The sequence below is a fragment of the uncultured Ruegeria sp. genome, from assembly GCF_947500045.1.
In the GTDB taxonomy this organism is placed as follows: Bacteria; Pseudomonadota; Alphaproteobacteria; order Rhodobacterales; family Rhodobacteraceae; genus Ruegeria.
The window spans coordinates 32,053-58,202 of the sequence record NZ_CANMQQ010000018.1; the positions used below are offsets into that span (position 1 = coordinate 32,053).

Below are 26,150 nucleotides of genomic sequence, written 5' to 3' on the forward strand. Positions count from 1 at the left end.
AATGACCATGACCACGCAAAATAAACTTACCGATCCGGTCGAAGCCTATGAAGGCATCCTGGAACACCCTGAAACCGACCGTCAGGGAATTGCCGTTGCCATCGACGCAAGCGTTAAGGCTGTTGGTCATGTGGTTATGTGGGCAAATGTCCTGCTGATGGGAGCGATCTTTACCCAGGTCGCACTGCGGTACTTGCTGAGCCAGAACTATCCCAAACTGGATGAGATCCAATGGCATTTCTATGGCATTGTCACGATGATCGGCATCTCTTATGCGCTGATCACCGACAGCCACGTGCGGGTGGATGTGCTGCATATGCAGTTGTCTCGCCGGGCTCAGAGGGTCGTTGAAGTGATCGGCATCCTGACCCTGCTGACCCCGTTCATCTATCTGATGATCGATCAGGGGTATGACTATTTCTATGAAAGCTTGCGCGTTAACGAGCGTTCGGACAGTCCCACTGGTCTGCCCGCTCGTTGGGCGCTCAAAGCGGTTATTCCGATCAGCTTTGTCTTGCTCGCGCTGGCCGCCTTGGCCCGATTGATCCATGACGGGCATGCGTTGTTTTACGGGCCGGCGTCCGAGCGTGAAGGCGCGCCATTGCGACGTATTCTGTTGGTGCTGGCTGTGTTCGCCGCAGTTTGTGTCGGACTGGCTTTCCTCGTCGAAACAACCGAGGAAAAGCTGGTTATCGCAATGTTCCTGACTTTCATCGCATTGCTGTTCACCGGCTACCCGGTGGCCTGGGTTCTGGCAGGTGTCGGCGTGGGATACTGTGGGTTGGCCTATCTGTTCGACAACGACCTGATGTTGTGGACCGGGTTGGAGAGCACCTTTACCGGGCTGGACTATTTGACTCTGGGAGCGGTGGTGAACCGTGTCTATGCGACCATGTCCAACGCGGTTTTGGTGGCTTTGCCGATGTTCATCTTCATGGGTCTGATGCTGGATGAAAGCGGCGTGGCCGAGCGTCTGATGACTTCGATGCAGCGTCTGTTCGGCACTGTACGCGGCGGTCTGGCAATTACAGTGACGCTGATTGGGATTATTCTGGCGGCCTCAACCGGTATCATTGGTGCGTCCGTGGTGTTGTTGGGGGTTCTGTCGCTGCCGTCGATGATGCAGCAGAAGTACCAGCCGACACTGGCCGCTGGCGTGGTTTCGGCCTCTGGCACGCTCGGCATCTTGATCCCGCCGTCGATCATGCTGGTGATCATGGCCGATCAGATGGCATTGTCGGTCGGAGACCTTTTCATGGCAGCCGTCTTCCCCGGTGTAATCATCGGCGGGTTGTATCTGACCTACATTTTCATCCTTGCACTGGTAAATCGCGACGCGGCCCCTGTGCCCGAAGGTGCTAAAGCCCCCGACTGGGACGCCGTTAAAGATGTGCTGATCGCCGTCATTCCGACGCTTATCCTGATCCTTGCCGTACTGGGCTCGATCTTCGCAGGCTTGACCACACCGACCGAGGCCTCTGGCATCGGTGCTTTGGGCGCGACGCTGCTCGCATTGGGATATCGCAAACTGACCTTCCACAAGCTGTGGAACGTGCTGGTGTCGACCTTCAACACCACCGCCTATATCTTTGCGATCTTCCTTGGCGCGACTGTCTTTTCTTACGTCCTGCGTGAACTTGGTGGCGATGAGTTGATCGAGCATGTTGTTCAATCCACCGGGTTCGGCGCGAATGGCACTATCCTGTTCATCCTGTTCATCGTCTTCCTTCTGGGCTTTGTGCTGGATTGGATCGAGATCACGCTGATCGTTCTGCCGCTGATGCGTCCGATCGTGAATGGGCTGGGTATCGATATCCCTGGCTTTGGCGTTCTGGATGAACCTGCGCTGGTGTGGTTCGTGATCCTGGTCGCAGTGACGCTGCAAACCAGCTTCCTGACACCGCCCGTTGGATTTGCGCTGTTCTATCTGAAAGGCGTCTGCCCGCCCGAAATCAAGCTAATGCACATCTATAAAGGCATTATCCCCTTCGTTCTGCTGCAGCTGACCGGTCTGGCGCTGGTCTTCCTGTGGCCAACTCTTGCCACTTGGTTGCCCTCGGTCGCCTATTAAAGGAGCTTTCTCGATGCGTCTGAGCCAATGTCATAACTTCCACGACTTCCGGCTGCTGGCCAGGAAACGGCTACCGGGTCCCATTTTTAACTACATCGATGGTGGCGCTGATGACGAAGTGACATACCGCGAAAATACCAACGCGTTTGATCGCTGCGATCTGCTGCCTTCGGTTCTTCGCGGTGTGTCAGAAGTGGATATGTCTGTCACGGTGATGGGGCAAATGCTGGACATGCCCGTCTATTGCTCGCCCACCGCCTTGCAGCGCTTGTTCCACCATCAGGGAGAGCGAGCTGTTGCCGCTGCGGCCGAAAAATACGGCACCATGTTCGGCGTGTCCTCGTTGGGTACCGTGTCGTTGGAAGAGCTGCGGCAAAAGCACGAGAACCCGCAGGTATATCAATTCTATTTCCACAAAGATCGCGGCTTGAACTCCGCCATGATGCAACGCGCCAAAGAGGCGGGGGTCGAAGTGATGATGCTGACGGTGGACTCAATCACCGGAGGCAACCGCGAACGCGACCTGCGGACCGGGTTTTCGATCCCCTTCCGTCTGACGCTGGGGGGTATGATCCAGTTCGCGATCAAGCCGAAGTGGGGGATCAACTACGTTACACATGAGAGATTCCGTCTGCCGCAGTTGGAAGAACATGTTGACATGGGAGGAGGTGCCAGTTCTATCGGCGGTTATTTCACCGATATGCTTGACCCGTCGATGACCTGGGATGACGTGGCCCAGATGGTGCGCGATTGGGACGGTCAATTCTGCCTGAAGGGGATCATGACCGTCGAAGACGCCTGCCGCGCGGCCGAGATCGGATGTACCGGGATTATCCTGTCAAACCATGGTGGTCGTCAGTTGGACGGCTCGCGCACGCCTTTCGACCAACTGGCTGAGATTGTCGATGCGGTCGGTGACAAGCTGGATGTAATGATGGACAGCGGTATCCAGCGCGGAACCCATGTGTTGAAGGCGCTATCGCTCGGGGCCAAGGCCGTTGGGGTAGGGCGCCACTATCTGTATCCGCTTGCCGCTGCAGGGCAGGCAGGGGTTGAACGTGCGCTGGGATTGATGCGTGCTGAGATCGAACGCGATATGAAGCTGATGGGTGTGACCCGTATCGATCAGCTGAGCCGCAGCAATATCCGGTTTCGAGACACCGCACCCAATATCAGACAACAAAGGGATGCGGCATGACGAATGAGGATCTGATCCGAACCTTCCGTTCCATCGTCGGTGCTCGGTACGTTCTGACCGGCAAACGCGCAACAGAGCGTTTTTGCCGGGGCTTTCGCTCGGGCCAGGGCGAGGCTTTGTGCGTTGTTCAGCCCGGTACGCTGCTGGAACAATGGAAAGTACTACAGGCTTGCGTTGCGGCAGACAAGATCGTCATCATGCAAGCGGCCAACACCAGCCTGACCGAGGGCTCGACTCCGTCAGGCCGTTATGACCGCGATGTGGTGCTGATTAATACCCGCCGAATGGATTCTTTGGTTCCGTTGAATGACGGCGCGCAGATTGTCAGCTTTCCAGGAGCTACACTGTTTGCTTTGGAAAAACTGCTGGCACCGTTGGGGCGCGAGCCGCATTCGGTTATAGGCTCGTCGTGCATCGGGGCGTCCATTGTTGGTGGTGTGTGCAACAACTCGGGCGGCTCACTGGTTGAGCGTGGACCGGTTTACACCGAGCTATCGGTCTATGCCCGGATTACCGAACAGGGCGATTTGGAATTGGTCAATCATCTGGGCATCGACCTGGGCGAGACGCCCGAGGAAATTCTGGCCAATCTAGACTCCGGCACATTCGACCGGACACCGGAACACACCAACAAACGCGCCTCGGCCAGCGACTATGCGCAAATCGTGCGCGATGTGGACGCTGAAACGCCGGCGCGGTTCAATGCGGACAAAGCAAAGCTATATGAATCCGCCGGGTCCGCGGGAAAGCTGGCGGTGTTTGCCGTGCGTCTTGATACCTTTACCAAGAACGACGCTGAGAAGGTGTTTTATATCGGCACCAACGATCCGGGTGATCTGGCCGCCCTACGCCACTACATTCTGTCCGAGTTTAAGGACTTGCCGGTATCTGCGGAATACATGCACCGCGACGTGTTCGATATTACCGCGCGCTATGGAAAGGACACGGTCGTGATGATTGATAAGCTGGGCACGGACCGCCTGCCGATGTTCTTTGCCATGAAAGGGGCAGTGGATGCATGGTTGCGCCGCGCTCCGTTCCTGAGCAGTATTACTGACCGCTTCATGCAAATGGCCGTCGCGCTGTGGCCAGGTATATTGCCGAAACGGATGTTACAGTACCGTGATCGGTTCGAGCATCACCTGATCCTCAAGATGAAGGATGGCGGAATTGATGAAGCCGCCAAATGGTTGCCCGGCTTTCTGAAAGATCGTGATGCCAATTTCTTTGAATGCACGGCGCGAGAGGCCAAGATCGCCGGCCTTCATCGGTTCGCCGCTGCGGGGGCTGCCGTGCGCTACATGGCGATCCACGCAGATGAGGTTGAGGACATCATCGCATTGGACGTCGCCCTGCGTCGAAATGATCAAGATTGGCTGGAAAACCTACCGCCCGAGATAGGCGATCAGCTCGTCCATAAGCTCTACTATGGGCATTTCATGTGCCATGTGATTCATCAGGATTATGTGGTCCGAAAAGGTGCAGACCCAAAGGCACTGAAGGCAGCGATGCTCAAACTGTTTGATGAGCGGGGTGCAGAATACCCCGCTGAGCATAATGTGGGCCACCTATATGCGGCGAAACCCGATCTGGCGGAACATTACAAATGCTGCGATCCGACCAACTCCTTTAACCCAGGAATTGGAAAGATGTCAAAAGCCCGAAACTATGTTGGGGCCACGACCATTTAGCCGACTGTGATTGGATCTCCCTCAATCTGGTTTTGAAGGTGTAGTCCCCCGCTGGCCTCGATGCGTCATTGTGGGTTGGTGAAAGCGGGCTACGGCGTCTCTATGCAGCCCGAAACGTTGGGCGAGGCTGAACCTGGCATAGAGAAGGTCTTGCCGGATTTCCCTTCGCTTGAGTTTCCAATCTGGCTGGTCACCCATCGGGAGTTACAGACCAGCCGCCGTATCCGGATCGTATTCGACCTGCTGGCCCGGGGTCTGTCAGACGTTGCGAAGCGCCGAAGTGGCGGCGATTGACAGGTGTAAATGCGCCGATCCCGGAGCAAGTGAGGTCGCGTGGCAATAATTGAAGCTGCGGTTGCAAGAGTTCGTTTTGTCCGATGAGTGTACGCTAATGTTGGAAATGCTGCGCAATTGATCAACGTCCGCTTTGTAGAAGTTGCATCGCAGCGACGTCTGTCGCTATACGGCCAGAGTATCGCAACCATGTTTGGTCGTATGACTTCGTTCATTGTCGAACCGACGACGGCAAAGCCTTCAGGACGCTGAACATCCTTGATGAGCACAGTCGGGAATGCTTGGCAATCAGGGTCGAGCGGAAGCTGAACTCGACCGATGTAATCGACGCCCTGACAGACCTGTTCATACTTCGCGGTGTGCCCAGTTTCATACGTTCTGACAATGGGCCGGAATTTGTCGCCCAGGCTGTCCGAGACTGGATCGCCGCCGTTGGCGCCAAGACGGCCTACATCGAACCTGGCAGCCCGTGGGAGAACGGATACTGTGAAAGCTTCAACGGCAGGTTCAGAGACGAGCTGCTCAACGGCGAAATCTTCTACAGCCTGCGCGAAGCACAAATCTTGATCGAACAATGGAGGAGACACTACAACACAAAACGTCCCCACAGTGCACTGGGCTATCGCCCGCCGGCGCCCGAAACCATCATCCCGATGGATCACAGGCCGACAATGCACTAACAATCAACTTGGACCAGTCAGATGAGGCTGCTCAGTGATGAAACACTTGTATGCTTGAGGCTGCTTTGGGTCTTTGCCCGGACTTGTTGGAATATTGACCAAAAATCCAGATTGGTTGGTATGAGGTGCTGCGTCAGAAAATACCAAAAACTGAACGGTGGAGGTGTGAGTTAAGCTAGCGTGCAGCGAAGGTGTCAACGATGGAGCAATATTCGGCCACGGGGCGGCCAAAATGATGCTAAACGCACCTTCAGACAAACCTGAGCCGAGCACCAAAGGTGCAGGTCCTCACGCACTTCGGTTCTGTACAGCAGCGGACTGTTCGAAGTGCAACAGAATATCGGCCAGAGCGGTAGGGGCATTTTGGGCTATCAGGTGCCCGGTGGTATCAACATGTTCGACAGTAAGTTGCGGGCAATGCTCTCTAAAGTTGGTCACGTCGTCGTCAGTCAGCGGGCCGGCTTGCCCCGCGCGCACTAACAAGATCGGGATCTCTATTCGAGATGAGGCCTGAGATAGGAGCGCACTTTTATCGAGGATATCGCCAACGAGAAATGACTCTGCCAATTGAGGAGCCGTTGTCCCCAGGAAAGCGCGAACTCGATCTGGGTCGGGCGCAGGAACGACATCAACCATAACCAAACCGCTTAAACTTGATTGCACCTTCTGGTCTTGCAGCGCAATTACGGAAGCGAGGCCGCCTAGCGAAGCACCGACCAGAACTCTCGTACCCCTACAAGCGTTATTCATTTGCTTCAAATCAGCGGCAAAACATTCGATCCGTTCTTTGCGAGAGCCAGAGCTCTCGCCATGCCCTCGCTGATCAAATGCTGCTGAACCAAGGCCTGCCCTTGCCAACCGCTCTTGGATTGGCAGCCAAACGTCCTTGTTTTCGCCCCCGGCGTGAAGGAGAAGAAAGTGCTGCGTTTCTCCGTAAACTCTCGCGACCAGCGTTGCTCCATTTGACGTGATTTTAACTTTTCTCATTGCACCAATTTTGATCCGTCATGCTTTGAAATTTCCCCTCTATCGAAGGTATCGCTATTGTCAGCCCAATTTCAGAGCAGCTTCGTTGTACAAATCGAGAGCGGAGTGAACCACAGTGCGAACCCCGAGTATGGTCAGTGCTCCAAAACACAGGTCACGCCTGCCCACTGACTGTAACTCGGATATGCGGCCCGAGGTGACCCCTCTCATAGCTGACAGGCAAACCACTCTCGGGCAGCGATATTCAACCCATCTGGTCTTTATCTGAGCTCATCGTTACGAGATCGAAACCGACGTCCACACGGTTCCGCAACCGGACTACGTATATCAGGCGTTGTTCAGCATCCAGCATGGCCGATGCTCTGTATGTGAAATTGCCCTCAGTGTAATGGAATGTCACTTATTGGGTTGCAGCATTGCTACACCGTCCATGAAACACTTGAATTGTCATTTTCCTATTGCTCCAAAAGATTGTCGATGATCTTTCTGGGCATCATCAGATCAGCCAATGCCTCATGAATCTTGGCATCGGCTTCACTTAATGGCGCATCAAACACATCGAAATCCATGAAACCACGGTCTAGGCCGATTACGATAAAGAGCTTTTTACCTTTAAAGGCGGCCGAGATGCTTCTTTTTGTCTTTTGATACGCCCCTGAAAACTCAAGCAGCTTCAATCCAAAGTTCGGTGGTAACAAATTCTGTGCTCTATCGAGATCATCGGTATACACCTCGAATGCACCCTCTACAGCACCGGCTGGAAAATAAAGTTTTTGTTTAGGGCGATTGTTCCGTGTCGTCCACCTGTAAACCTTATTCAAGGTTTCCCCAAAATCCGGCAGAAAGACGATCGTGGGCATGCTAACGAAACACTCAACGTTCATAACCACTCCAGAGAAAAGCCTCTTGCTAACACGGTCACCTTCATTGTCACGCCTTTCGCTGTAGAATGAGGCCTCTGTCATACTGTAGGATACATTTCGCCAAGTGCCCTCAATTGAAGGTCCTAAATAGGTTCTGTCAGCAGCGGGTATTAGATTGAGGTTGCGGAGCTGATCGGACGGAAAGGCATCCTGATTAGGTGCCTTAGAATAAGTGATATCTTCAAAAAAATTGCACAGGATGGGCCTAACAATGTTGGTGAATTCTCCATGAGCATTGTCATGACGGCTGAGGAAGACAAACAAAACGGCCCCTGCACCGGCGAGCAGGGGAAACAAAGGCAGAACCGGGTGCAACTTCAGTGCTTGCCAAGCCAAACAGGCAGAACCCATTGCCAAAATGGCGATCCAAATTCGACTGCGCTTCACACAGTTTTTGCGCTCAATTTCCATGTTCTGCAGGATGGGGGCGATCTTAGTTTTGTAGACTTCAGAAAATCCTTCTTCATATTCATGCTGCTCCAAAAAAACAAATTGAGACACCATTTTTCTCCCGCAATACGAATGGAAATTATCTCTATGTGAACGGGTTTACGGGGTCTGGGTGTCAGTTTGGTGTCTCTTATTGTAACAGTTGTACAGACTGCGATAATGTTGGGTTGGTCAGCTGCAAAAGTTGTTTCGGACGACATCTCGTCGTTTTGGAAACACTACGAGCCTAGCTGAGCAAATCGTGTGATGGGTAGTTTCTTTCACCCACCAAGGCGGAATTATCCTACTGCCACTGTGGCGTTTGAGCGTGGCAAAGCGAATTTAGACTTCCGCAACCTGCCCTTGGAAGCCGCCTAAAGTGGTGCTCTGGCCCAACACATATCGTGGCTGGCGCGAGTATTACGCGCCTGCTCACCGGAAACAATAATCGGGAGGAACTATCTTATTGGTGCCGCCGCTGGAGCCAACCTTCAAAAGGTCGCCTATAGGATATCCCATGCGTCAACGAAGACCATGACATCCGGGGACAACAGTAAATCAGGTTCCCCAGTGTCAGGATTTCTCTCAGGTATAGTTTCGCCGCTATCGGGCGCTGCTCGAAATTCAGCGATATCCCAGACTACAGTTCCTTTGTCTGCAAGGTGGTCATCACCTGTCCCTGCAAACACAAACCGACTGTCTTCTTCCATGCCCTCGTCCATGATCGTATAGATCTTCATTGCATATCCTACTCGTTTAACTCTGACGTTCAGACGCCAGCACCTCACATTGATATACATCGAGAGTGTCAAATCAGTGTTTGGGAATGTATCATTGGTATCAGCCAAGTGGCAGCTGATCGTATCACAGGGTGCAACGGGATTTTCCCGCACTGCGCCGATTCTATCGACGCCAGTTGGTAGTGGTTCAGTACCTACCCTCTGTGACAAATAGATCGTCGCATTGGTCTTCTGAGTGTTGCTCAAAACTATTCTGTATGTGGCCTCAATCGACTTGGTGATGCCGCGCCAAATATTGGGTCACGAAATCAGTGTCGCGATCAGGTCTGTGGTGCTCAGCACTTAACAAGACAATCTCGACACAATTGATACAAACTCAGAAATCAGGCAGACAAATATGCCTGTTAGTAATCACCATTCTATGGAACGCATGACTTGTGCCGACATTGGGTGTCGGATGCAACATCCCTGATAGAACGAAATGGGGTGTTTCTATCGAGAAACGGAGGTCTATCCCATTGGCGCGCAAGCAATCAGAGAGTGGTACAACTGAAGACTTTTTGAAACTGTCTTCACAGGAGAAAGCTCAGATCGTGCTCACGGGCCTTGGTAGCCCAGAGCAAATTCCGTCACTCTGCGATCGGTATCGGATATCGAGGCTGCAATATGACGATTTGGCCGATACCTTCATCCAATGCGGCGCGCGCGGGTTAGACGAACTTGGTGCGACGCAGGGAATGTTGGGTCAACACTCTGACGTCACGACCCAAGAGTTCCTCAGCGATGCGATTGAGGCCCTCAGTGAAGGGGTTGCATTGTTTGATGATGATGATCGTTTGGTTTTGCTCAACCGCAAACAGCGGGAACATCTTGATCCAGAAAATGCGGTTCTTCGTATTGGCGGCGATCTTTTTGAGATGACCCGTGACTTAACCGCCGCAGGATCCATGATTGCCCCGGAAGGTACGAGCGCAGAACAATACGCAGAACTTCTCACCGAGGCTGTCCGCTCCTGCGCACAGGACGTGAACCTGGTGGCCTCAGGCGGTCGGTATCTGCTTGGGTCAGCCCGCAAGACTCCTTTGGGCGGTCGACTTATTACCATTGAAGACGTCACGGATCGGCACAACACAGAAGAGCGCGCGCGGAGTATGTTTGTTGATGCCTTGGAGTCACTACGCGAAGGAGTAGCTCTTTGGGACGACGATGAACGATTGGTGTTCTTCAATCAGAAGTATCTGAAGTTTGTCGATCCGGAGGCAGAGTATCATCATATTGGGCAGCCAATGACAGAGATTTTTGCCACGATGGCGGAACAAGGGGCACTCCAGAAACCCGAGCGCATTCCAGCTCAAGAATTTACCCACTCACTATTAAATCTCGTTCGAAACAGCGCTCAGGATGTAGAAGTTCAGTTCTCGCAGGGGGTTCTAAAATGCTCCGCCAGCGTCACTCCGTTGGGAGGGAGGCTGGTCACGCTTGAAGACATCACAGAGACGCGAAAAGCAGAATTGGCGCAACGTGAAGCAGATCTGTTATTGCACAAAATTGTTGATGCCTTTCCAGCAAACTTCCTGGTGTCGCGACTTAGAGATGGTCATATTATTTACCGTTCGCCTACATCGCAAAAGATGTTTGGCAACATTGAGTCGTTGAACGACTTGGTTCGAAACCCCAAGGTGCGGGATTCGTTCCTGGCGGGCCTACTACCCAACGGAGCGGTAGATGATTTCCATACCAGAGTCCGGACGGCGGATGGCTCGGTCAGGGATTTGATGACCTCTGCAAGAGTGACCGATCACAAAGGTGAAGATGTTATTGTATCTTCCACGCGCGACATCACTGATCAGCTAGGCATCGAAGCCGAATTGGAGCGACAGCATGAAATAGCGCATCAGAATGAAAAACTGTCCGCAATGGGTGGGCTTCTGGCAGGCGTTGCACATGAGTTAAACAATCCGCTTTCTATTGTTGTGGGTTACGCCTTGATGCTCCAGGAAACAATCAGCGATACAAAGCAAAAGCGGCAAATCGAACGCATAGGACAAGCCGCAGAACGATGCGCCAGGATCATAAAGGCGTTTCTGGCAATGGCACGTAAGCGCCCAACGCATATCCAGGCGTGTTCGCTGAACGATATTGTTACTGCCGCGCTGGATGTATCGGGCTTTGGATTGAAATCCAGCGGCGCCGAAGTCGTGCTTGAATTTGATCAGGATTTACCGCTTACAGGATTGGATCCTGATCAAATGATACAGGTGCTGATCAACCTGATTTCGAACGCCGAACATGCGCTTGAGCCCTTGGGCGCAGAAGGTGTTTTGCGGATATGTACTAATCACCATCCCGACACTGGGCAGGTTGGACTGGACGTGCGTGACAACGGGGCCGGCATCGCATCCGACGTATTGGCACGCATTTTTGAGCCGTTCTTTACGACGAAAGATATCGGTATGGGTACCGGAATTGGGCTCGCGTTTTGCAATCGCATCATCTCTGCTCATGACGGTGGATTGACCGTTCAATCCGGTTTGGGAGAAGGCGCCTGTTTCTCTATACTGTTGCCCATAAGGGAATGCCCCCCCTCCGATGCACCGGGCATAGAACACCCAATCGTGAACGTCGGAAAGTTTCGCGTCCTCGTCGTGGATGACGAAGAAGGTGTTACCAGTCTGATACGTGATATCCTTGAGCATCAAGGATACAACGTACACGTTTGTAATTCGGCGCCAGCAGCTTTGGATATTTTGAGCGGAACTACGTTTGACGCCATTCTGAGTGACATTAAAATGCCAGGGTTAGACGGCGAAGGCTTTTTGAAAGAGATTCAGAATATCAATCCGTTGTTGGTGGATCAGATGGCCTTTGTTACTGGCGACGCGATGAGCCCGCAGGTCGCCGAATTTCTGGAATCCACGTCTGTCGAACATGTCGAAAAACCTCTTACGCCAACTGACCTTACCGAGTTGGTTCACCGTTTATGCCAAGCAAAGGGCAGGGTCTCAAATGACTGATACCAACATTCGACTTATGGTCTGCGATGACGAAACACACCTGCGTGAGATGGTCGGTGAGTATTTTACCGATCGGGGTTACTTGGTGACAGAAGCAGAAGGCGCTAAAGCTATGCGCAAATCGTTGGCCATCGCACCTGTAGACCTGATTGTTCTGGACGTGAATATGCCCGGGGAGGACGGCTTGACCGCGTTGCGGGAATTAAGGCGTGACTACGATATTCCGGTGATTATGCTTACTGCTGCGTCGGAAGTGATTGACCGCGTGATTGGTTTAGAAATGGGTGCGAATGACTACATTGCCAAGCCAGTTGATCTTCGGGAACTTGAAGCACGCGTAAAGGCCGCATTGCGTGGCTGGGGCATTACACAGGCAGCTAGGACGTTAGAAAAAGCCTCTCCGGGTCGCAGAGGTGTCGTCGCGTTGGGCAATTGCAGGCTTGATATGGACAGTGCGCGCTTGTTTGGTCCCGACGGAAACGAAATGGCAATGACCGCAATGGAGTTTGATTTGTTGCGCGTTTTTGTCGAAAACCGGGGCCGCGTCCTAAATCGAAACCAATTATTGGAACAAGCCCATGATCGGGGGTGGGAGGCGTTTGACCGATCCATCGATCTGCGTATTTCCAGATTGCGACGAAAGATCGAGGCGAACCCAACAAAACCCGAGGTCATTCGCACTGTTCGCGGCGTTGGATACATGTTGGGATAGGCGAATCCGATGGGTCTAACTCAACTTTGAAGCCGTTGGTACAAATGATACAAACGCCGTAATCGGACTGACATTTTGACGTTCTAGCGTCCCTCGATATTGAGTGAGGGAGACCACTTCGAATGTCAAAGAAAACACAACTGGTCACGTTAATCGGCAGCACGTCAATTGCGGCACTGATATCCGCCGGTTCAGGTTTGGCTCAGGTCATCGTTGATCCGGGCGACACACTTATCGTCGGGTCAGGCGAAACTATTAATGACGAGGTCATACTGTTTGATGGTTCAACGCTCCAAGTTGAAAACGGCGGGATAGTCGTAGCTCCTGGCAGCACGATAACAGAGGGTGCCGCTGGCTCGTCAGTCAACGTCGTTAACAACGGTCAGATAACTGCAACTGCGTTCAGGGCGATACTACTGACATCCAGCGCACTTCAAGTCGATAACTCCGGCTTTATTACTGGCCAGGTTTCGGGAATTCAAACAGACACTTTGATATCCCTTCGCAACGATGCTTCCGGGGTCATTCTGGGGTTGGGCAGCGCCGGGGTTGTAGTTGATGACGAAACCGAAACCGTTACCAATGACGGCGTGATACGTGGCGGAAATTTCGGTTTTGCTGGTGTCGGAGCAATTGGCTCGATCCACAACAGTGGCTTGATCTTGGGTGTTGATGCCACTGGCGTACAGGGATTCGCCGAAATCGGTGAGATCTATAATTCCGGCGAAGTAGCTGGCGGAATCTTTGCTATCAGTTCTGATTCAGACGTTGGCAGCATCAACAATCAGGGAATTGTCTCTGGAGGCTTGGATGGGATCGCGATTGCTGGAAATGTTGGGACGCTAGAAAACGATGGTCTTATCGAGGGGCTTAGCCGTGACGGCGTAAGCGTCGGTGGACAGATCGGTCAGTTTCACAATACAGGTCAGATTCTTGCTGACACCGATGCTGTAACTGTCGATGGCGAGATTTCTACATTCAATAACTCCGGGACGATAAGCGGCGGAGTCAATGGCATATTTGCTAATAACAGCATTGTATCATTTACGAATAGCGGCAAGATTTCCGGGGGAACTGGCGAGGGTCTGTTATCCGGAGACGTTAACAGCTTCCACAACACAGGTGTCATTGCCAGTGATAACTCATCAGGTGCGCTGATAGGTTCCGGCAGCATCGGGTCGATCTATAACGCAGGTCGGATCGAGGGCGCAGACCACGGGCTTAGAACCAATGGTAACATTGGTGATTTCCAAAACCACGGCACAATCACTGGCCGAAACGACGCTGGTTTCGAAAACAATATCGTCGTTTCCTCATTCCTGAACACCGGGACAATCTCAAGCGATGAACAGATAGGCGTTGTTTTGAACGACGCAGAAACCTTCATAAACAGCGGCACAATCATCGGCGATTCGATTGCTTTTGAAATCAATAGCAGCAGCGGGACAGATATCTTTCTGCGTCAGGGTTCTAACATCCAGGGCCTGATCGCGATTGAAGACATTGCTGGCACGAGCACACTGAGCACCGATCCCGGAATGAACCTGGATTTGACTTTCTCAATCGATGTGCCCGTTGTCCGCGACACATCGGGCTCACCTTATGTGGTCAGCGGTGATACGATTGTAGTTGTCGATCCTTCCGGCTTCAATGGGACGGATCTTTTTGCCAACGACCTGACCCGCTCTGTCCTGGATGTCGTCAGCTCAACAGGTGCGCGCATTCCCCTGACCACTCAGGAACCCGGGACCGAACGGAATGTGTGGATCTCGGGCTTTGGAGGTCAGAACCAGGTCTCCGGAACCGGCGTGCTGCAGGACAGCTATGGCGGCCTTGTGGGCGGTGTTGATCTGCCTTCTGCCAGTGGCTCGGTGTTTGGTCTGTTTGGTGGTTTCGGAACAGGTGACATATCAGCCGACAACTCGGGCAACACGCTCGACACAGATGCTGTCTTTGCAGGTGGCTACTATCATCGCGACTTTGGGTCGAAGTTCCTTCGCGCCTCAGTAGTTGGGGGTCAATTGAGCTCCAGCGGCAGCAGAGATGTGTTCAACAACCTCGCCACAGGAGGTGTTGAGACCGCGTCATCCGACTATGATGGATACTTTGTGTCGCCGTCTATCGAGCTTGGCGCACGCTTTGACAATCTGTTGGCAAACAAGCCACTGCTGGCCAGCCTGCAGCTGAGCTACCTGCATCTGTCGGAGGACGGCTATACCGAAACCGGTGTTGCGAACCCGGTCGCGGTGGATGACAGCCAAAGCGACTATCTGAATGCCCGGGCGCAGATCACCCTTCCCCACGAAGTCTCCCTCGGGGCCGGTCCAAACGCGCTGCTGGAGTTTACAGCGGGTATCGATGGGCAGTTCGCGATGGGAGATACCTCTCGGAAAGCCTCGGTTCTGGGGTCTGATATCGAGCTGGACCCGATCTATGACGATCAGCTCGTTCGCGGGTTCCTGGGTGGCAGCTTCCGTAAGCAGACTCGAGACGGTCGCGGGCTGTTCTCGATCGGAGCTGATGGGTTCTTCGGTGGCAGCGATGATCGCGAAATCCGGGGAATACTCTCGTTCCAATACGTCTTCTGAGACGTCTCACGGACCTCATCATCTAAAACATTAAAAATGAAAGTAGACCTATGCGTGATAACTATGTTCATCTTGCGTTGATTGGAAGCCTGTTCGCGCTTGCCGCCTGTTCCAGCCCAACGCCAACCCCGATCATCGCTGAGCCAGTTTATAACAAATACGGTGTCCCCGTCGATTGTTCAGGCGAGGCGGCAACAGGTAGCGCCCAGCCCTGCCAACCTCCACAAAGCCAATGTATTGACGCAACCGGTGGGAGCGTACCATGCCTGCCACCTGAACAGGGTTGCGTCGACACCACAGGGACGAGCGTACCCTGCCTGCCGCCTGAAGAGGGATGTGTCGACACCACAGGGACGAGTGTACCATGCACGCCGCCTGAGGAGGAATGTACAACCGCTGCCGGAACAGCCTGCCCGCCGCAGGGTGAAGATCGCGGTGAGGGCAGTTCAACTTCCGGTGGTCGTGATCCTGGACGTGGTGAGGGTAGTTCAACTTCCGACGGTCGCGATCCCGGACGCGGTGACGGGAGCTCGTCAACCGGTGGCCGAGATCCGAGCCGAGGCGGCGGCACTTCAACGGGTGGCGGTCGAGATCCAGCAGGCGGATCAGGAGGGGCCGCGCCCTAAATTGAGGTATCCATCAACGTAGCCGCCCAGCCTTCATTCGATGCATCCCGCGTATAGGCGCAACTGCATCGAAAGGCTGAGCAATCAAGCTCTGCAATCCCTTTCTCCAATCCAATTCCGAGGTGGATCATGACAGCTATAGAGTACCAGTTTCCGGGCGCTGACAAATGTGTCTGGAACAACGATGCGGCTCAATCGAATGAGCTTATTCTCAATGTCGGAAAGAATGCCCAAATCGCACTCGATACGGCAACAAGATCAAGGCTGATTCCGAATGACCACATCCTTATTGTTGGGAATGGTGCGGACCGGGCTATGGACCACCTTGTTCACGATATGGATTTCGACTTTGTCGGAACCTCGCTTATCTCAGGGACTTGCCAGACAATCGATGAAGGCAACACATCAACCAGCCGTGTCTGTGAAGAAAACGGGAGCCTACCGTTTATATCAGACGCGTTTGACGTGGTTCTGTGCACGCAGTTCTTGAGCTCGTTTGAAAGTCCTATCCGTAGGTTTAACGAGTTGTTGCGCGTCACCAAGCCCGGTGGCTCTCTTTGTGTGGCTTTGAATGAACAACCTAACAATCAACTCTCAAATTGGCTCAGTTCATTTAGACATCGGCGGGCCAACTTGTCGCCATCATCTGAGCTCTCCAGCTTTCTGAGCTGTTGTTCTGCTCGGAGAATTGTCCGGCTGCAGAGCTGCGACAAATCACAAGCGTTGCTCATTCGCAAATGATGGACCAAAGGTTCAACAGGTTGAGTTTGCGACACCGTTAAACTCATTGCGAAATCCTCTGAATTGAACAAGAAATCCCCGCCCACCACTCACGGTAAGTCCCTCATGGGCGGGATCGGTGCCGGTGCCATTTGGAGCCTGGTGTTCTGAATAGGAACCGGCACCGCTTTTTACTCGTAAAAGCTGATCCACAACCGTGCGGAACATGATCGAGACAGCTCAGCATCAGTATCAACGCCGCCAGAACGTATCTTTCTCGTATCTATGCAAAGACCGGCATCAACTTTCAAACCTCCTTGGGCCGGACATTGTGAGTTTGTTGAGAGCAAGGGCAGCAATTTGCCCTTGCTTGATCGGCTGCTCAAAACGGGAACCGATGGTGCGAGGGAGGCGGATGCTCAACCTCCGGCGGAAGGCCGACGTCCCTCCTCAGATGAGCCGGCAACTCGGCACTTTTGCGCAGAATAGGCCGTTCCAAGCTGGGTCGCCGGGCGAAGATAGCTGCCAGCCGCAGAAAGAGGCCCCACGACCGGCTGGTTGGAATGTAAAGTGATAAGCTTGGCATTGTTCTCTCCATGAATTGATGGAAAGCCGCCACATGAGGAAAACACAAAAAAGGCCGCTCATGAGGCGGCCTTCAGATCGGAAACCTGTCAGACCGCTTTAACGGGCTACTGCGCCTACCGCGCGAAGCATTGAGGTCTGACAATTCAGCATATCTGATATCTCCTGTATCAGGGTTTCCGGTTCCGAAATTTACCAGATAGATTGCTTCGGTTCAACAACCCAAACATGTATTGGTCGAAATTCGCGAGATTGCGAGCTCCCGCCCATTTGTAGCAAACCAGCACTTTGTCCTGACTGGCTCAATGTTCAATGCCTGGATGCGGGGATTCCGTCTGCCGCGCCACCTCTGAGGTCCGCTCAGAGTCCAAAGTAACTACTGCTGCGGTTCGCACGAATTTCGGCTGTCGCTAAACGAATTCAAAATTGCGGCCTTACGAAGAAGGGTTGTTTGTCGTGCAGTGCGCACATATGTTAATCACATTAACATGGAGCAAGAGCCGATGGTAAAATTATTCCTCAGCAACATCCTTGTGTTAACTCTTTTGGCGTTTCCCAGAATTCTTGCGGCTCAATCTGCCCCAGAGGGTGCAGAGAATATCATCGAAGTTGATGTACCCGCCCCATCGCTCGCGGGCAACTTGCTCGGAACGCCGAGCGTTCAATCCGTAGCTATCTATCTCCCACCCAGTTACAGCAATCAGCCGGATCATCGTTTTCCGGTGATGTATCTTCTCCATGGTATTTTCGACGATTACGGAGTGTGGGTTGAGAATTTCGAGGTTCCGGCGCTCCTGGATAGAATGATCTCGAACGGAGAGTTACCTGAAATGATCGTCGTAATGCCTAACGGCGGCAACAAATATGGGGGAGGCTACTATCGGAACTCATCGGTAAGTGGAAACTGGGCGGACTATATCGCGGATGATCTCGTTAAATACGTCGATGAGAATTGGCGAACACTTAGCCATCCTGGAAGCCGCGCCGTCGTTGGCCATTCAATGGGTGGCTACGGCGCACTCAACCTGGCGATGACTCGACCGGGGGTTTTTTCGGTTATCTGGGCACTTAGTCCCTGCTGCTTAACACCTAAACAAGACCTCAGTTTCGGGAACGACGCGTGGAGACGGGCTTCTGAAATCGAGAAGCCGGGCGACATCGAAAACCTCTTGGATGAACGGGATTTCTACCCGATTGCAATTTTGGGCATCGTCACTGCATTCAGTCCTGATCCGAATGCAGAGCCTATTTTTGGGGGCTTCCCATTTGAAATCATTCAAGGTGAGATTGTTCTCAATGGCGAATCTTTCGATGCCTATGTTGATGAGTTCCCGGTCCGGCAAGTGCGTGACGCACGCGAGGCACTCCGTGACCTCCGAGGGCTTGGGATGGGCGTTGGTCTGGGAGATCAGTTCTTGCACATCCCGACAGGAACACTGGAATTCTCTCAGCGTCTAGGCGCAGAACGTATTCCACACCAATTGGATGTTTATGCAGGTGATCACCGTCAACTAATCGCTAGCCGCCTGGAACAGATTGTCTTTCCTTGGGTGGTCGAGCGACTGGTATTTTCGGAGTAATTTTTTGACTGCGGCATCTAGCTAAGGTGTCGTTAGATCCACCGACGCGGTCATCTTACTTTCAGCAGCACTCTGCACCACGAGAGCTAGCTAGCTTGCCACTAGAGAAAGCCTTGTTCGACGGCCCAAATGCAGCATCTTTACCGGTTGATCAACGGAAGGAATGCGCCGTCAAATCATGCGCTGTCGGTCGCGCTTGCGCTGGTTGCAGGCGCTGTGACGACACAGGACCCGGCTTATGCAAGTTACACGCGCATAGCGCTTACTATATGGCGCAATCTCCGCTGCACTGGCTGTCGCATTGCTGGACGCGCTAACCGGGTGGGTAAATCCGAGACAACCAACAAGTCAGAGTTACCGATCATCAAAAACCTGAACGGCTGCTGGTTTGAAGTGCCGAAGATCATTTTTGTTGTCCCATTCTCATCCAACGATCAACAAGTAGAGTGAAAACTCCATCTCGGAAATTGCGAAGCCTACTTTTGAAGATCAGCTTATCGCTGCTATCAACAAAATACCCATATCGCAGAGAAGGCCCGCACCGAGCCCTATTTCGCCGGATGCTGCAACCTGCGGGGACGGACGCTTTTGGGATGGTCCAAACAAAGACTACTGACATACAGCTGGCAGCAGCGTCACAGTACAATCCAATGCCAATAGTCGAAAGTGGAGAGAGTGCATCGTTCACGGCAAATGACGGGGATCGCCCTGGTGGCGCTCTCAGCGGTCATCTTTAGTGTCTCTGGCGTCCTGACGAAGGTGATCGAGTCAGATGGATGGACTATTGCTTGCTGGCGTGGGCTGATAGGAGGGCTGGCCGTCATTGCTTATGTCGAATTCCGCCGAGGGAGTACACCGCGAGATCAAGCGTTTCGATTGGGTCTGCGAGGTTGGATACTGGCGAGCGTCGGCAGTGCAGCAAGCATCGCGTTTATCTACGCTTTCAAGCTTACATACGTGGCAAACGTTGCCGTGATTTACGCCACAGCCCCGTTTTTTGCTGCGGGTTTGGGATGGATAGCTATGCGAGAAGTCGCTAAGGGCCGCACCTTGGTTGCGGGAGCTCTTTCGTTGCTTGGTGTTGCGATCATTGTGTCTGGCGGCCTGGGTATTGGAAAGCTGGAAGGCGACCTGCTAGCCGTTGCCATGACTTTGGGAAACGCCGCCTATATCGTTCTAATACGCAAGTATGCAGATGTGCCTGTCGTGTGGGCAGGAGGAGCATCGGCCTTGCAACTCTTCGTTGTTGGTGTGCTGATCGGGACACCTTTTGAGGTCTCGATGCAAGATGCAGCGCTGCTCGTCTTGTTTGGAATAACTTTCGCTGGCGCAGTCATCCTTTGGACAGAAGGCACACGGCTTATCCCTTCAGCACAATCTGCCCTTCTGGGTACTATCGAAATACCCTGCGCGACACTGCTCGCATGGGTCATATTGAATGAGTTTCCGCCTTTGGCTGCCGTGCTTGGTGGGTCAGTAATCATGTTGGCGGTTCTCTGGCACGCAGTGATAGATTACCGGCAGGAAAAGCACGAGACCTTTCAATAGCAGATCTTGCCCGTCATCGAATGAACTGGAACACGAGCGTTAGGCGCTTTCTGAAATCAAGGTGCGGTGACCGTTTTAAATTTGACCGCCCATTCATGAATTGGATCAATAACGGCGAGCCCAAGACGATGGGCGATGTCGCCGACGAGCGGCTGCGACGGAATTCCTAGAACAACTTTTAGTCGAAATTAATTGTCAGAATGCAATCTGAACTTTAGGATTCAGTGTTCTTAGTCACCAATAAAACGAGGATCCTATGAAGCTCAAATACTCGGCGGCCACCCTGGTTTTACTTGCGGCCTGTGATGTTCCCGCTCCAACAACTGAAGAAGCAAAGCAGCAAGAGCAAACACAACAACAGCTTCAAGAGCTTCAGCAGCAGGGGCAGGACGATTTGTATCGACAACAATTAGAACTTGAATGTTTCGATGGGGATAAAAAGGCCTGCGACAATCAACAGAAGCTCCAGGAAATCGATGCGGCGGGTGATGCGCTGGAAGGGGTGGCCGAAGCTGCTAACGCGGGTGGTTAAACCACTAGCCGTGTTCACAATCCTATTAGCTGAAAGTGCTTAACCGGATGTCCGCTTGTAATACACGTCTTGCTCGTCCTCATGTGTGCGTTGGAACCCCAGTCTTTCCAAAAGCGCCTGTGAACGAATGTTTCGAACCTCTGTATCAGCGATGATCTCAGATACCGATGTCAACGTCTCGATCTCAGCCAAAGTCAATTTGCAGGCAGTATGTGCAACTGACTGCCCCCAGACGCTTGGAGACAACGCATAAGCAAGGCTTGCTGTGCCATCGTCTCTGATGGTGGCCTGCGTATATCCAACGACAATCTCATTCTCAAACACCGTCCAGTTCATCCACACTTCGCCGCTTGAAGCTGGCGTACCGACAAGAAGCCGTTCAATTCGTTGACGAACTGCTTGGATTGAGGCTGGTGTTTTGTCGTCCAAGAATTCGTAGATGCGCCTATCTTGAAGAGCCAAATACAGCCCTTCTGCATGAGCGATCTTCTGAGGTTCAATTCTGATTACCATAGACTTCTGCATACGATACGACGCCAAGGACAGCCAGCCTCAGACGTTGCCGACTCGACAGTTCCACAAGTTGCCACTCATCCAATGAACTTGGCTGTGTAACCCGCATCACTGACCATCCCTACAGAAGCGGCCATGTTGGGTACATTAATGAGTAAGCGTTGGTGCATTTGAGAACGCTAGATTTTAACTACCCTCCCCAATGATGGGGCGCGTCTGTGGTGGGTGCGCCCCATTTTTTCTTTGCCAAACACCACATGTAGATTGCCAGATTTAACGTTTCCGCCTCTAGAACGTCGCTTAGGTGTCAAAATTCACTATGCTTGAGCAAGTAAGCTGCTTGGGTGTAGAGAACGTGTACCCATGTGAGGTCCAGATGAAGTATGTGCCCGCCACCACTCAATCTGCTGTTGTCCATGCCTACAAGCTGACTGAATACGATGCGGAAAGGAGCATGGCGATGTGGGCAGGCAGTCACCTAATGGCCCTTCACGACAAACGCTCAGAGCTTTTGCAGCAACACGCCGACATCTGGGCCGAAAAGCTCGAGCCCCGAGCACCACTTTCTGAGCAGAAGAGATGAAACAGCGCTCCCCAGAAAGTATAAGCGAGGCGTCGGAATATCTGAAAGCCTTCACTCTCGATCGCCGCTTGCAAATCCTTTACCTACTCGCCGATGGTGAGAAATCTGTCGGGGAACTGATTGACGATTTGTCGGTGCATCAGGCAGCGGTTTCCCAGAATATCTCTCGTTTGCGGCTCGAAGGCCTGGTAGAGGCGAGGCGTGAAGGTCGTCTCATCTACTATAAAATCTGCGACGAGCGGGTACGCCAAGTTCTCAATTTACTGGATAAGCTGTTTTTCCAAGACCAGAAAAGCAAATAACCAAATAACCAAGTTACCTCGGAGACTCGCCCGGCCCGATTTGGGTCGGGTTCATTATCCTAAATTTGACCAAGCCTATCGATACCCTTGAGAGGGGAAGGTGGTTTTGTCCGATTCCGAATGCTCTTGGTCCGCGCGTACCAAAGCTCTTTTCGCTTGGCTAGGTGTTCAGCGATTGCAACGACGTCAGCTCCGACCGCCTCCGTCGCATTGAAATAAGAACAGAAGTTCATAACTCGATGCAATGATAGTTCTCATTGTACTTTCCATCCTAAGCGGCATCGTCTGCGCCAATATCGCCAACAGCAAAGGTTTAAGCGTCGGACTGCACGCGGCCTTTGGCGTAGTGTTGGGTCCAATAGGGGTGGTTATCACCCTGATGTGCAGCAGAGCCAAACGCGGCCAAGTCTAAGCTGAAATTGCCCGGTCTGGCCTGAAGGCAGGCGGCCCAGGGAAGATCGGGCCGCCATTCTCAACAAGCAGGTCAGCCGTTATCTGGCGGCAGTATTCCCGCTTCTTGCGCAATCTGAATTTCATCCTGATCCAGAGAACCATCTCCATTGGCGTCCATTACTGTAAAGGTATCGGCATCAACGTTCGGCGCAACAACTTGCACCTCTTCAATGGTCAAAACGCCATCTCCATTGGCGTCCGCTGATTGCGCTGCGGCCAGTGTGGGCAGTCCAAACGCGACAGTTGCAACTGCGGCGACATATTTAGGTTTCATTGCTTTGGCTCCTAAGTAAGAGTTGAGTGATTGTGTCCGGACAGGCACCAGAAACACCCAGACGCACCGGATTTCACCCGCAATGAGTGTGTAGGTCGACTTTGCGCCAATCTCCGCGTGTTTGTGAGAGTCGCACCCGCAAACACCTGCTCGGCAAAAATCCCCCATTGCGACTAGGCGGTTAGCACCCGAGCCGAGGTAGGCCACACGGCAAGGCTCTGCTCAGAATCCACAGACTCGAAATGCGGATCCGGGAGTGCCTTGAAGAGTGTTTGGCGGTCACTAGAGCACGAACCGAATAAATGTGCCTGACGGGCATAATTGGGGCCTCTGCGGCGTCTGTTGATGACATCAGCATCACTGAGTCGAGTACGCAGCTATTTCTTGCAGCGCATCAGTGAAGCGCCATGACCATCTCAACCTCACCACCAACAATCCTACCGGTCGGGCTAAAGCCGCACCGCTCATAGAGAGGCAGAGCGCCACCTGGTTCATCAACAACGCTGATAACCAGATTTGCGCGACCCTTCTCCATAGCCAGTGCCCTTGCAAAATCTAATGCAGAACGACCATGGCCTTTACCCTGATGCGCATGATCAACCATCAACCGCCAGATGTAGATGCCGTCAGGGTCGTCATCTTCGTCCAGATCCGCATCGGGATGAGACATGTCCACGATTGCCAACAACCCGATTGGGGTTTCATCTTCCCAAATGCCATAAATCTCGGACCCATTCTCGAAGAGTGACTGAGCCATGGTCATGAGGTTTGATGCAACAAATGTAGACTGGTCGTCGCGCACTTGCAGCGCTGCCAAAGGACGGAGAGTTTCCTGCGTTAGAGGGCGAAAATCAGGCATGACAGACTGATATCAGAGAGGTAGGGAACAAAAAAAGCTCCAATGCCGATTGGTTCAGCTCAAACACCATTTCTGTGCTGCCTTCTTTCAGCAACCTTCCACGCAATATTTGACGCTCATCCACATACTGTAGTCTTCTTCATGTCGGTTTGCGATGCGCTGGCAAATGACGGCAATGGGGCGTCCTCAGAAAACCATTGGGCCACAAGTTCTGCTGACACAGAGTTGCATCCGACAACGGCAAAGAACCCATTTTGATCACCAGACCGAGCGCAGCAAAAGACTTCTGTTCTGAAGTTTTTGTTTACCGATCAATCCGGGCTATAGCGAGACCGGTGCCCGACCCAAAGTAAAGAACACCTGTTAATTTGTGACGCAACCGTCCGAGCCTAGCTATCACTGGCCGCGCCATTTGCGCAGACGCGGCCCACACAAGATCACCAAGCATGATTACGGCTAAATAGATCACGGCGGTAACAAGCAAGGCAGAAATCCCTGATCCAGCAACCACAAACTGCGGCAGGAATGCCGCGTTGAATATCAACGTCTTTGGATTGATCGTGGCGAGTAAGAGCCCTTGCCAAAAGAGTACTGTCAGGGACTCACGGCTGGCATCTTGTGTTGTCAGATCCTCTAAGCCCTGACGCCATGCGGTCACGCCGAGATAGACCAGATAGGCCACTCCGATCCATTTAAGCCAAAGAAAAGCGGAAGCTGCAAATTCGAGGAGCGCGGCCAAGCCAACGACGACGATAACAAGTTGCAACGCCACGCCGATAGTCGTGCCGAGCACCGTCATCGCGCCAAAGCGAAACCCGTATGCCAGCGTGTTTGCAACGATCAATGCTACGTTCGGCCCGGGAATGACGACCAACAGAGAGGTAGCACCAATTAGCGCGAGTATCAGACCTAGTTCCATCGAAAACTCCTTTCCGAGAATAGCTTAAGCCGTCATTGGTCAAAAGCCAGCTTCATCCCGTCAAGCGTGGCTCCGAAGGGTTGGGTCGGGCTGGTGTCAACAAAGATCTGATCGATCAAACGAATGATAGAACCGCTAAGAGCTAGGGTTTCTTTGGTAGCATGAGATTATCCTAAGGTATCTACTCTTTTCCCATGAACCCAAGCGCGCCCTCGTTGTTCAGGATATCGACTGCAGTGTTCAATGCTTCCTGGTCGGACCCGAATTTGTCGTCCCAGACATAGCTGGCGTCCTCCACGTCAATCACTTCCAAAGTCCAGAGGTCCTGGTTCTCCAGGCGGTAGATTTCAATTTCAAAGCGATATCCATCGACAAGCACAGACTTACACTTGTCCGAAATTATCAGTTTTGGTTCGTCGAGATTCATGACAATGCCGCTTCAAGCTGGTGAACACCAACATTCTCATATCAGCAGATTCCGTGGCTTGGCCAGCATCTGATGGGAGGAAGTGCGACGCACCAAACTCATACCCCCTCAAGAAAATCTATAAACCCCCAGGCACGCCGCATTGACTAATTACCGAGTCGGACCGACTGATACAACATAACAATTATTTCGGCGCTGAAATGAATCTACCCGCCTGCGGGAAAAACCCAATTTCGTACGAGTTTTATCATTTGACATTCAGCTTTCTTCGACGACCAGTGCAGCAGGCATAACCGTTCTCTGACCAGCCTCAGAACTTTGCACCAGCGGTTCATCCCTTATAAACCGGATTACTAATGATTACCCATTTCGCGATGTCCTATCCCAGACTTTCGCCTCTCAGGTGGAATCTGCCAAACAAATGAATGCTTGAGAAACGCAACTCTTGAGGCATTTGGAAGGTGTTCATGGAGCGCCTATCGTTTTAGGGTCGCCAACATCACACCTAGAGGATTTCAAAGTGGCAAACTCAATAGTCGAAGTAGATTTGACAATTGAAGGCAATCTAAACTCAAGTGAAGGTGACGTCGAAGTCAAAGGCCAAGTGGTTGGGGACATCAGCGCTGATACAATCACTGTTCAGGTTGTCGGGTCGGTTGACGGTGCACTGTCGGCAAAAAAGATCGTTATGGAAGGCAAGCATCAAGGCCGTCTGAAATGTGATGATCTAAAGATTGCGTCGAGCGCACAGATTCAGGCTGATGTAGAGGCCCGCACTATGGCAACTGAAAGCGGTGCCAGGGTTGTGGGTAAAGTCAACATTGCGGGCGGGCAATAGGGCAGGCACGCCAGCGACCAGGATCATAGCTACATTTCTGACAAGTTCGATTGCCTTGTTCTGA

At 52.6% G+C, this 26,150-nt stretch carries 24 protein-coding genes and 1 pseudogene; 17 read left to right on the forward strand and 8 right to left on the reverse strand.

From position 1 onward, the window contains the following. The first annotated feature begins 7 nt into the window (after positions 1–7). The 5 genes and pseudogenes from Q1B46_RS20945 to Q1B46_RS20965 all read left to right on the forward strand — a co-directional run. Positions 8–2,071, forward strand: a complete 2,064-nt coding sequence (locus Q1B46_RS20945) for a TRAP transporter large permease subunit (protein ID WP_366871611.1) — start codon at positions 8–10, stop codon at positions 2,069–2,071. 13 nt (positions 2,072–2,084) lie between these two features. Continuing rightward, positions 2,085–3,269 (forward strand): alpha-hydroxy acid oxidase, encoded by a 1,185-nt coding sequence (locus tag Q1B46_RS20950; RefSeq protein ID WP_299951654.1) that lies wholly within the window; start codon positions 2,085–2,087, stop codon positions 3,267–3,269. After that, positions 3,266–4,960 (forward strand): D-lactate dehydrogenase, encoded by a 1,695-nt coding sequence (gene dld, locus Q1B46_RS20955; protein ID WP_299951655.1) that lies wholly within the window; start codon positions 3,266–3,268, stop codon positions 4,958–4,960. The genes Q1B46_RS20950 and dld overlap by 4 nt, the downstream gene beginning before the upstream one ends. Before the next feature lie 102 nt (positions 4,961–5,062). Then, on the forward strand, positions 5,063–5,254 hold the full coding sequence (locus Q1B46_RS20960; protein WP_299951657.1) for a hypothetical protein: 192 nt from the start codon (positions 5,063–5,065) through the stop codon (positions 5,252–5,254). Positions 5,255–5,409: 155 nt separating this feature from the next. Further along, a pseudogene (locus Q1B46_RS20965) lies at positions 5,410–5,934 on the forward strand (IS3 family transposase); the annotation flags it as partial. Between the two features lie 288 nt (positions 5,935–6,222). On the opposite strand, the gene Q1B46_RS20970 reads toward Q1B46_RS20965, so the two are convergent. From Q1B46_RS20970 to Q1B46_RS20980, 3 genes are all read right to left on the reverse strand, one after another. Further along, complete coding sequence (locus Q1B46_RS20970) at positions 6,223–6,921, reverse strand: alpha/beta fold hydrolase (RefSeq protein WP_299664923.1); 699 nt, start codon at positions 6,919–6,921, stop codon at positions 6,223–6,225. Between the two features lie 455 nt (positions 6,922–7,376). Continuing rightward, on the reverse strand, positions 7,377–8,345 hold the full coding sequence (locus Q1B46_RS20975) for a DUF3137 domain-containing protein (RefSeq protein ID WP_299664926.1): 969 nt from the start codon (positions 8,343–8,345) through the stop codon (positions 7,377–7,379). A 431-nt stretch (positions 8,346–8,776) separates the two neighbouring features. Beyond that, positions 8,777–9,013: a hypothetical protein gene (locus Q1B46_RS20980; RefSeq protein WP_299951659.1), complete on the reverse strand. Its 237-nt coding sequence runs from the start codon at positions 9,011–9,013 to the stop codon at positions 8,777–8,779. Between the two features lie 518 nt (positions 9,014–9,531). Between Q1B46_RS20980 and Q1B46_RS20985 the strand changes: the two genes are divergently transcribed. The 9 genes from Q1B46_RS20985 (at position 9,532) to Q1B46_RS21020 (ending at position 20,918) form a co-directional block, all read left to right on the forward strand. Next, positions 9,532–12,027: a PAS-domain containing protein gene (locus Q1B46_RS20985; RefSeq protein ID WP_299951661.1), complete on the forward strand. Its 2,496-nt coding sequence runs from the start codon at positions 9,532–9,534 to the stop codon at positions 12,025–12,027. Then, a complete protein-coding gene (locus Q1B46_RS20990; protein WP_299951663.1) occupies positions 12,020–12,739 on the forward strand; it encodes a response regulator in 720 nt (239 codons plus the stop codon). The genes Q1B46_RS20985 and Q1B46_RS20990 overlap by 8 nt, the downstream gene beginning before the upstream one ends. Positions 12,740–12,861: 122 nt before the next feature. Continuing rightward, positions 12,862–15,327, forward strand: a complete 2,466-nt coding sequence (locus Q1B46_RS20995; RefSeq protein WP_299951665.1) for an autotransporter domain-containing protein — start codon at positions 12,862–12,864, stop codon at positions 15,325–15,327. Positions 15,328–16,082: 755 nt separating this feature from the next. Further along, positions 16,083–16,694, forward strand: coding sequence for a methyltransferase domain-containing protein (locus Q1B46_RS21000; protein ID WP_299951667.1), 612 nt, complete (start codon positions 16,083–16,085; stop codon positions 16,692–16,694). Between the two features lie 1,067 nt (positions 16,695–17,761). Beyond that, positions 17,762–18,838, forward strand: a complete 1,077-nt coding sequence (locus tag Q1B46_RS21005; protein WP_299951669.1) for an alpha/beta fold hydrolase — start codon at positions 17,762–17,764, stop codon at positions 18,836–18,838. Between the two features lie 129 nt (positions 18,839–18,967). After that, a complete protein-coding gene (locus tag Q1B46_RS21010; RefSeq protein WP_299664946.1) occupies positions 18,968–19,288 on the forward strand; it encodes a hypothetical protein in 321 nt (106 codons plus the stop codon). Positions 19,289–19,531: 243 nt separating this feature from the next. After that, the gene (locus Q1B46_RS21015) at positions 19,532–20,386 is read left to right on the forward strand and encodes a DMT family transporter (RefSeq protein WP_299951671.1); all 855 of its coding nucleotides are present in this window, start codon (positions 19,532–19,534) and stop codon (positions 20,384–20,386) included. A 20-nt stretch (positions 20,387–20,406) separates the two neighbouring features. Then, positions 20,407–20,556: a DUF6434 domain-containing protein gene (locus Q1B46_RS22230; RefSeq protein ID WP_366871612.1), complete on the forward strand. Its 150-nt coding sequence runs from the start codon at positions 20,407–20,409 to the stop codon at positions 20,554–20,556. Positions 20,557–20,642: 86 nt separating this feature from the next. After that, positions 20,643–20,918 carry a hypothetical protein gene (locus Q1B46_RS21020; RefSeq protein WP_299951673.1) on the forward strand — a complete coding sequence of 92 codons (276 nt, stop codon included), beginning with the start codon at positions 20,643–20,645 and terminating at the stop codon, positions 20,916–20,918. Between the two features lie 39 nt (positions 20,919–20,957). Here the strand turns inward: Q1B46_RS21020 and Q1B46_RS21025 are convergent, their stop codons facing one another. Further along, entirely contained in the window at positions 20,958–21,431 is a 474-nt protein-coding gene (locus Q1B46_RS21025) for a GNAT family N-acetyltransferase (RefSeq protein ID WP_299951674.1), read from the reverse strand. Between the two features lie 376 nt (positions 21,432–21,807). Between Q1B46_RS21025 and Q1B46_RS21030 the strand changes: the two genes are divergently transcribed. After that, complete coding sequence (locus Q1B46_RS21030) at positions 21,808–22,014, forward strand: hypothetical protein (protein ID WP_299951676.1); 207 nt, start codon at positions 21,808–21,810, stop codon at positions 22,012–22,014. Further along, positions 22,011–22,316 carry a metalloregulator ArsR/SmtB family transcription factor gene (locus tag Q1B46_RS21035; RefSeq protein WP_299669051.1) on the forward strand — a complete coding sequence of 102 codons (306 nt, stop codon included), beginning with the start codon at positions 22,011–22,013 and terminating at the stop codon, positions 22,314–22,316. Before Q1B46_RS21030 ends, Q1B46_RS21035 begins: the two co-directional genes overlap by 4 nt. A 484-nt stretch (positions 22,317–22,800) precedes the next feature. Here the strand turns inward: Q1B46_RS21035 and Q1B46_RS21040 are convergent, their stop codons facing one another. The 4 genes from Q1B46_RS21040 to Q1B46_RS21055 all read right to left on the reverse strand — a co-directional run bounded on the left by Q1B46_RS21040 (position 22,801) and on the right by Q1B46_RS21055 (position 25,248). Next, on the reverse strand, positions 22,801–23,043 hold the full coding sequence (locus Q1B46_RS21040) for a hypothetical protein (protein WP_299951679.1): 243 nt from the start codon (positions 23,041–23,043) through the stop codon (positions 22,801–22,803). Positions 23,044–23,437: 394 nt separating this feature from the next. Beyond that, positions 23,438–23,902, reverse strand: a complete 465-nt coding sequence (locus Q1B46_RS21045) for a GNAT family N-acetyltransferase (RefSeq protein ID WP_299951681.1) — start codon at positions 23,900–23,902, stop codon at positions 23,438–23,440. 304 nt (positions 23,903–24,206) lie between these two features. Then, positions 24,207–24,821: a LysE family translocator gene (locus Q1B46_RS21050; RefSeq protein WP_299951683.1), complete on the reverse strand. Its 615-nt coding sequence runs from the start codon at positions 24,819–24,821 to the stop codon at positions 24,207–24,209. 181 nt (positions 24,822–25,002) lie between these two features. Beyond that, on the reverse strand, positions 25,003–25,248 hold the full coding sequence (locus Q1B46_RS21055; RefSeq protein ID WP_299951685.1) for a hypothetical protein: 246 nt from the start codon (positions 25,246–25,248) through the stop codon (positions 25,003–25,005). 520 nt (positions 25,249–25,768) lie between these two features. On the opposite strand from Q1B46_RS21055, the gene Q1B46_RS21060 reads away from it, so the two are divergent. Further along, the gene (locus Q1B46_RS21060) at positions 25,769–26,086 is read left to right on the forward strand and encodes a polymer-forming cytoskeletal protein (protein ID WP_299951687.1); all 318 of its coding nucleotides are present in this window, start codon (positions 25,769–25,771) and stop codon (positions 26,084–26,086) included. The last annotated feature ends 64 nt before the right edge of the window (positions 26,087–26,150 follow it).

Bases quoted from the DNA above. Each gene is read 5' to 3' on its own strand.
- Q1B46_RS20945 (WP_366871611.1), top strand. From the start codon at position 8: ATGACCACGCAAAATAAACTTACCGATCCGGTCGAAGCCTATGAAGGC.
- Q1B46_RS20950 (WP_299951654.1), top strand. From the start codon at position 2,085: ATGCGTCTGAGCCAATGTCATAACTTCCACGACTTCCGGCTGCTGGCC.
- dld (WP_299951655.1), top strand. From the start codon at position 3,266: ATGACGAATGAGGATCTGATCCGAACCTTCCGTTCCATCGTCGGTGCT.
- Q1B46_RS20960 (WP_299951657.1), top strand. From the start codon at position 5,063: ATGCAGCCCGAAACGTTGGGCGAGGCTGAACCTGGCATAGAGAAGGTC.
- Q1B46_RS20970 (WP_299664923.1), bottom strand. From the start codon at position 6,921: ATGAGAAAAGTTAAAATCACGTCAAATGGAGCAACGCTGGTCGCGAGA.
- Q1B46_RS20980 (WP_299951659.1), bottom strand. From the start codon at position 9,013: ATGAAGATCTATACGATCATGGACGAGGGCATGGAAGAAGACAGTCGG.
- Q1B46_RS20990 (WP_299951663.1), top strand. From the start codon at position 12,020: ATGACTGATACCAACATTCGACTTATGGTCTGCGATGACGAAACACAC.
- Q1B46_RS20995 (WP_299951665.1), top strand. From the start codon at position 12,862: ATGTCAAAGAAAACACAACTGGTCACGTTAATCGGCAGCACGTCAATT.
- Q1B46_RS21000 (WP_299951667.1), top strand. From the start codon at position 16,083: ATGACAGCTATAGAGTACCAGTTTCCGGGCGCTGACAAATGTGTCTGG.
- Q1B46_RS21005 (WP_299951669.1), top strand. From the start codon at position 17,762: ATGGTAAAATTATTCCTCAGCAACATCCTTGTGTTAACTCTTTTGGCG.
- Q1B46_RS21010 (WP_299664946.1), top strand. From the start codon at position 18,968: ATGCAGCATCTTTACCGGTTGATCAACGGAAGGAATGCGCCGTCAAAT.
- Q1B46_RS21015 (WP_299951671.1), top strand. From the start codon at position 19,532: ATGACGGGGATCGCCCTGGTGGCGCTCTCAGCGGTCATCTTTAGTGTC.
- Q1B46_RS22230 (WP_366871612.1), top strand. From the start codon at position 20,407: ATGAACTGGAACACGAGCGTTAGGCGCTTTCTGAAATCAAGGTGCGGT.
- Q1B46_RS21020 (WP_299951673.1), top strand. From the start codon at position 20,643: ATGAAGCTCAAATACTCGGCGGCCACCCTGGTTTTACTTGCGGCCTGT.
- Q1B46_RS21025 (WP_299951674.1), bottom strand. From the start codon at position 21,431: ATGGTAATCAGAATTGAACCTCAGAAGATCGCTCATGCAGAAGGGCTG.
- Q1B46_RS21030 (WP_299951676.1), top strand. From the start codon at position 21,808: ATGAAGTATGTGCCCGCCACCACTCAATCTGCTGTTGTCCATGCCTAC.
- Q1B46_RS21035 (WP_299669051.1), top strand. From the start codon at position 22,011: ATGAAACAGCGCTCCCCAGAAAGTATAAGCGAGGCGTCGGAATATCTG.
- Q1B46_RS21040 (WP_299951679.1), bottom strand. From the start codon at position 23,043: ATGAAACCTAAATATGTCGCCGCAGTTGCAACTGTCGCGTTTGGACTG.
- Q1B46_RS21045 (WP_299951681.1), bottom strand. From the start codon at position 23,902: ATGCCTGATTTTCGCCCTCTAACGCAGGAAACTCTCCGTCCTTTGGCA.
- Q1B46_RS21050 (WP_299951683.1), bottom strand. From the start codon at position 24,821: ATGGAACTAGGTCTGATACTCGCGCTAATTGGTGCTACCTCTCTGTTG.
- Q1B46_RS21055 (WP_299951685.1), bottom strand. From the start codon at position 25,248: ATGAATCTCGACGAACCAAAACTGATAATTTCGGACAAGTGTAAGTCT.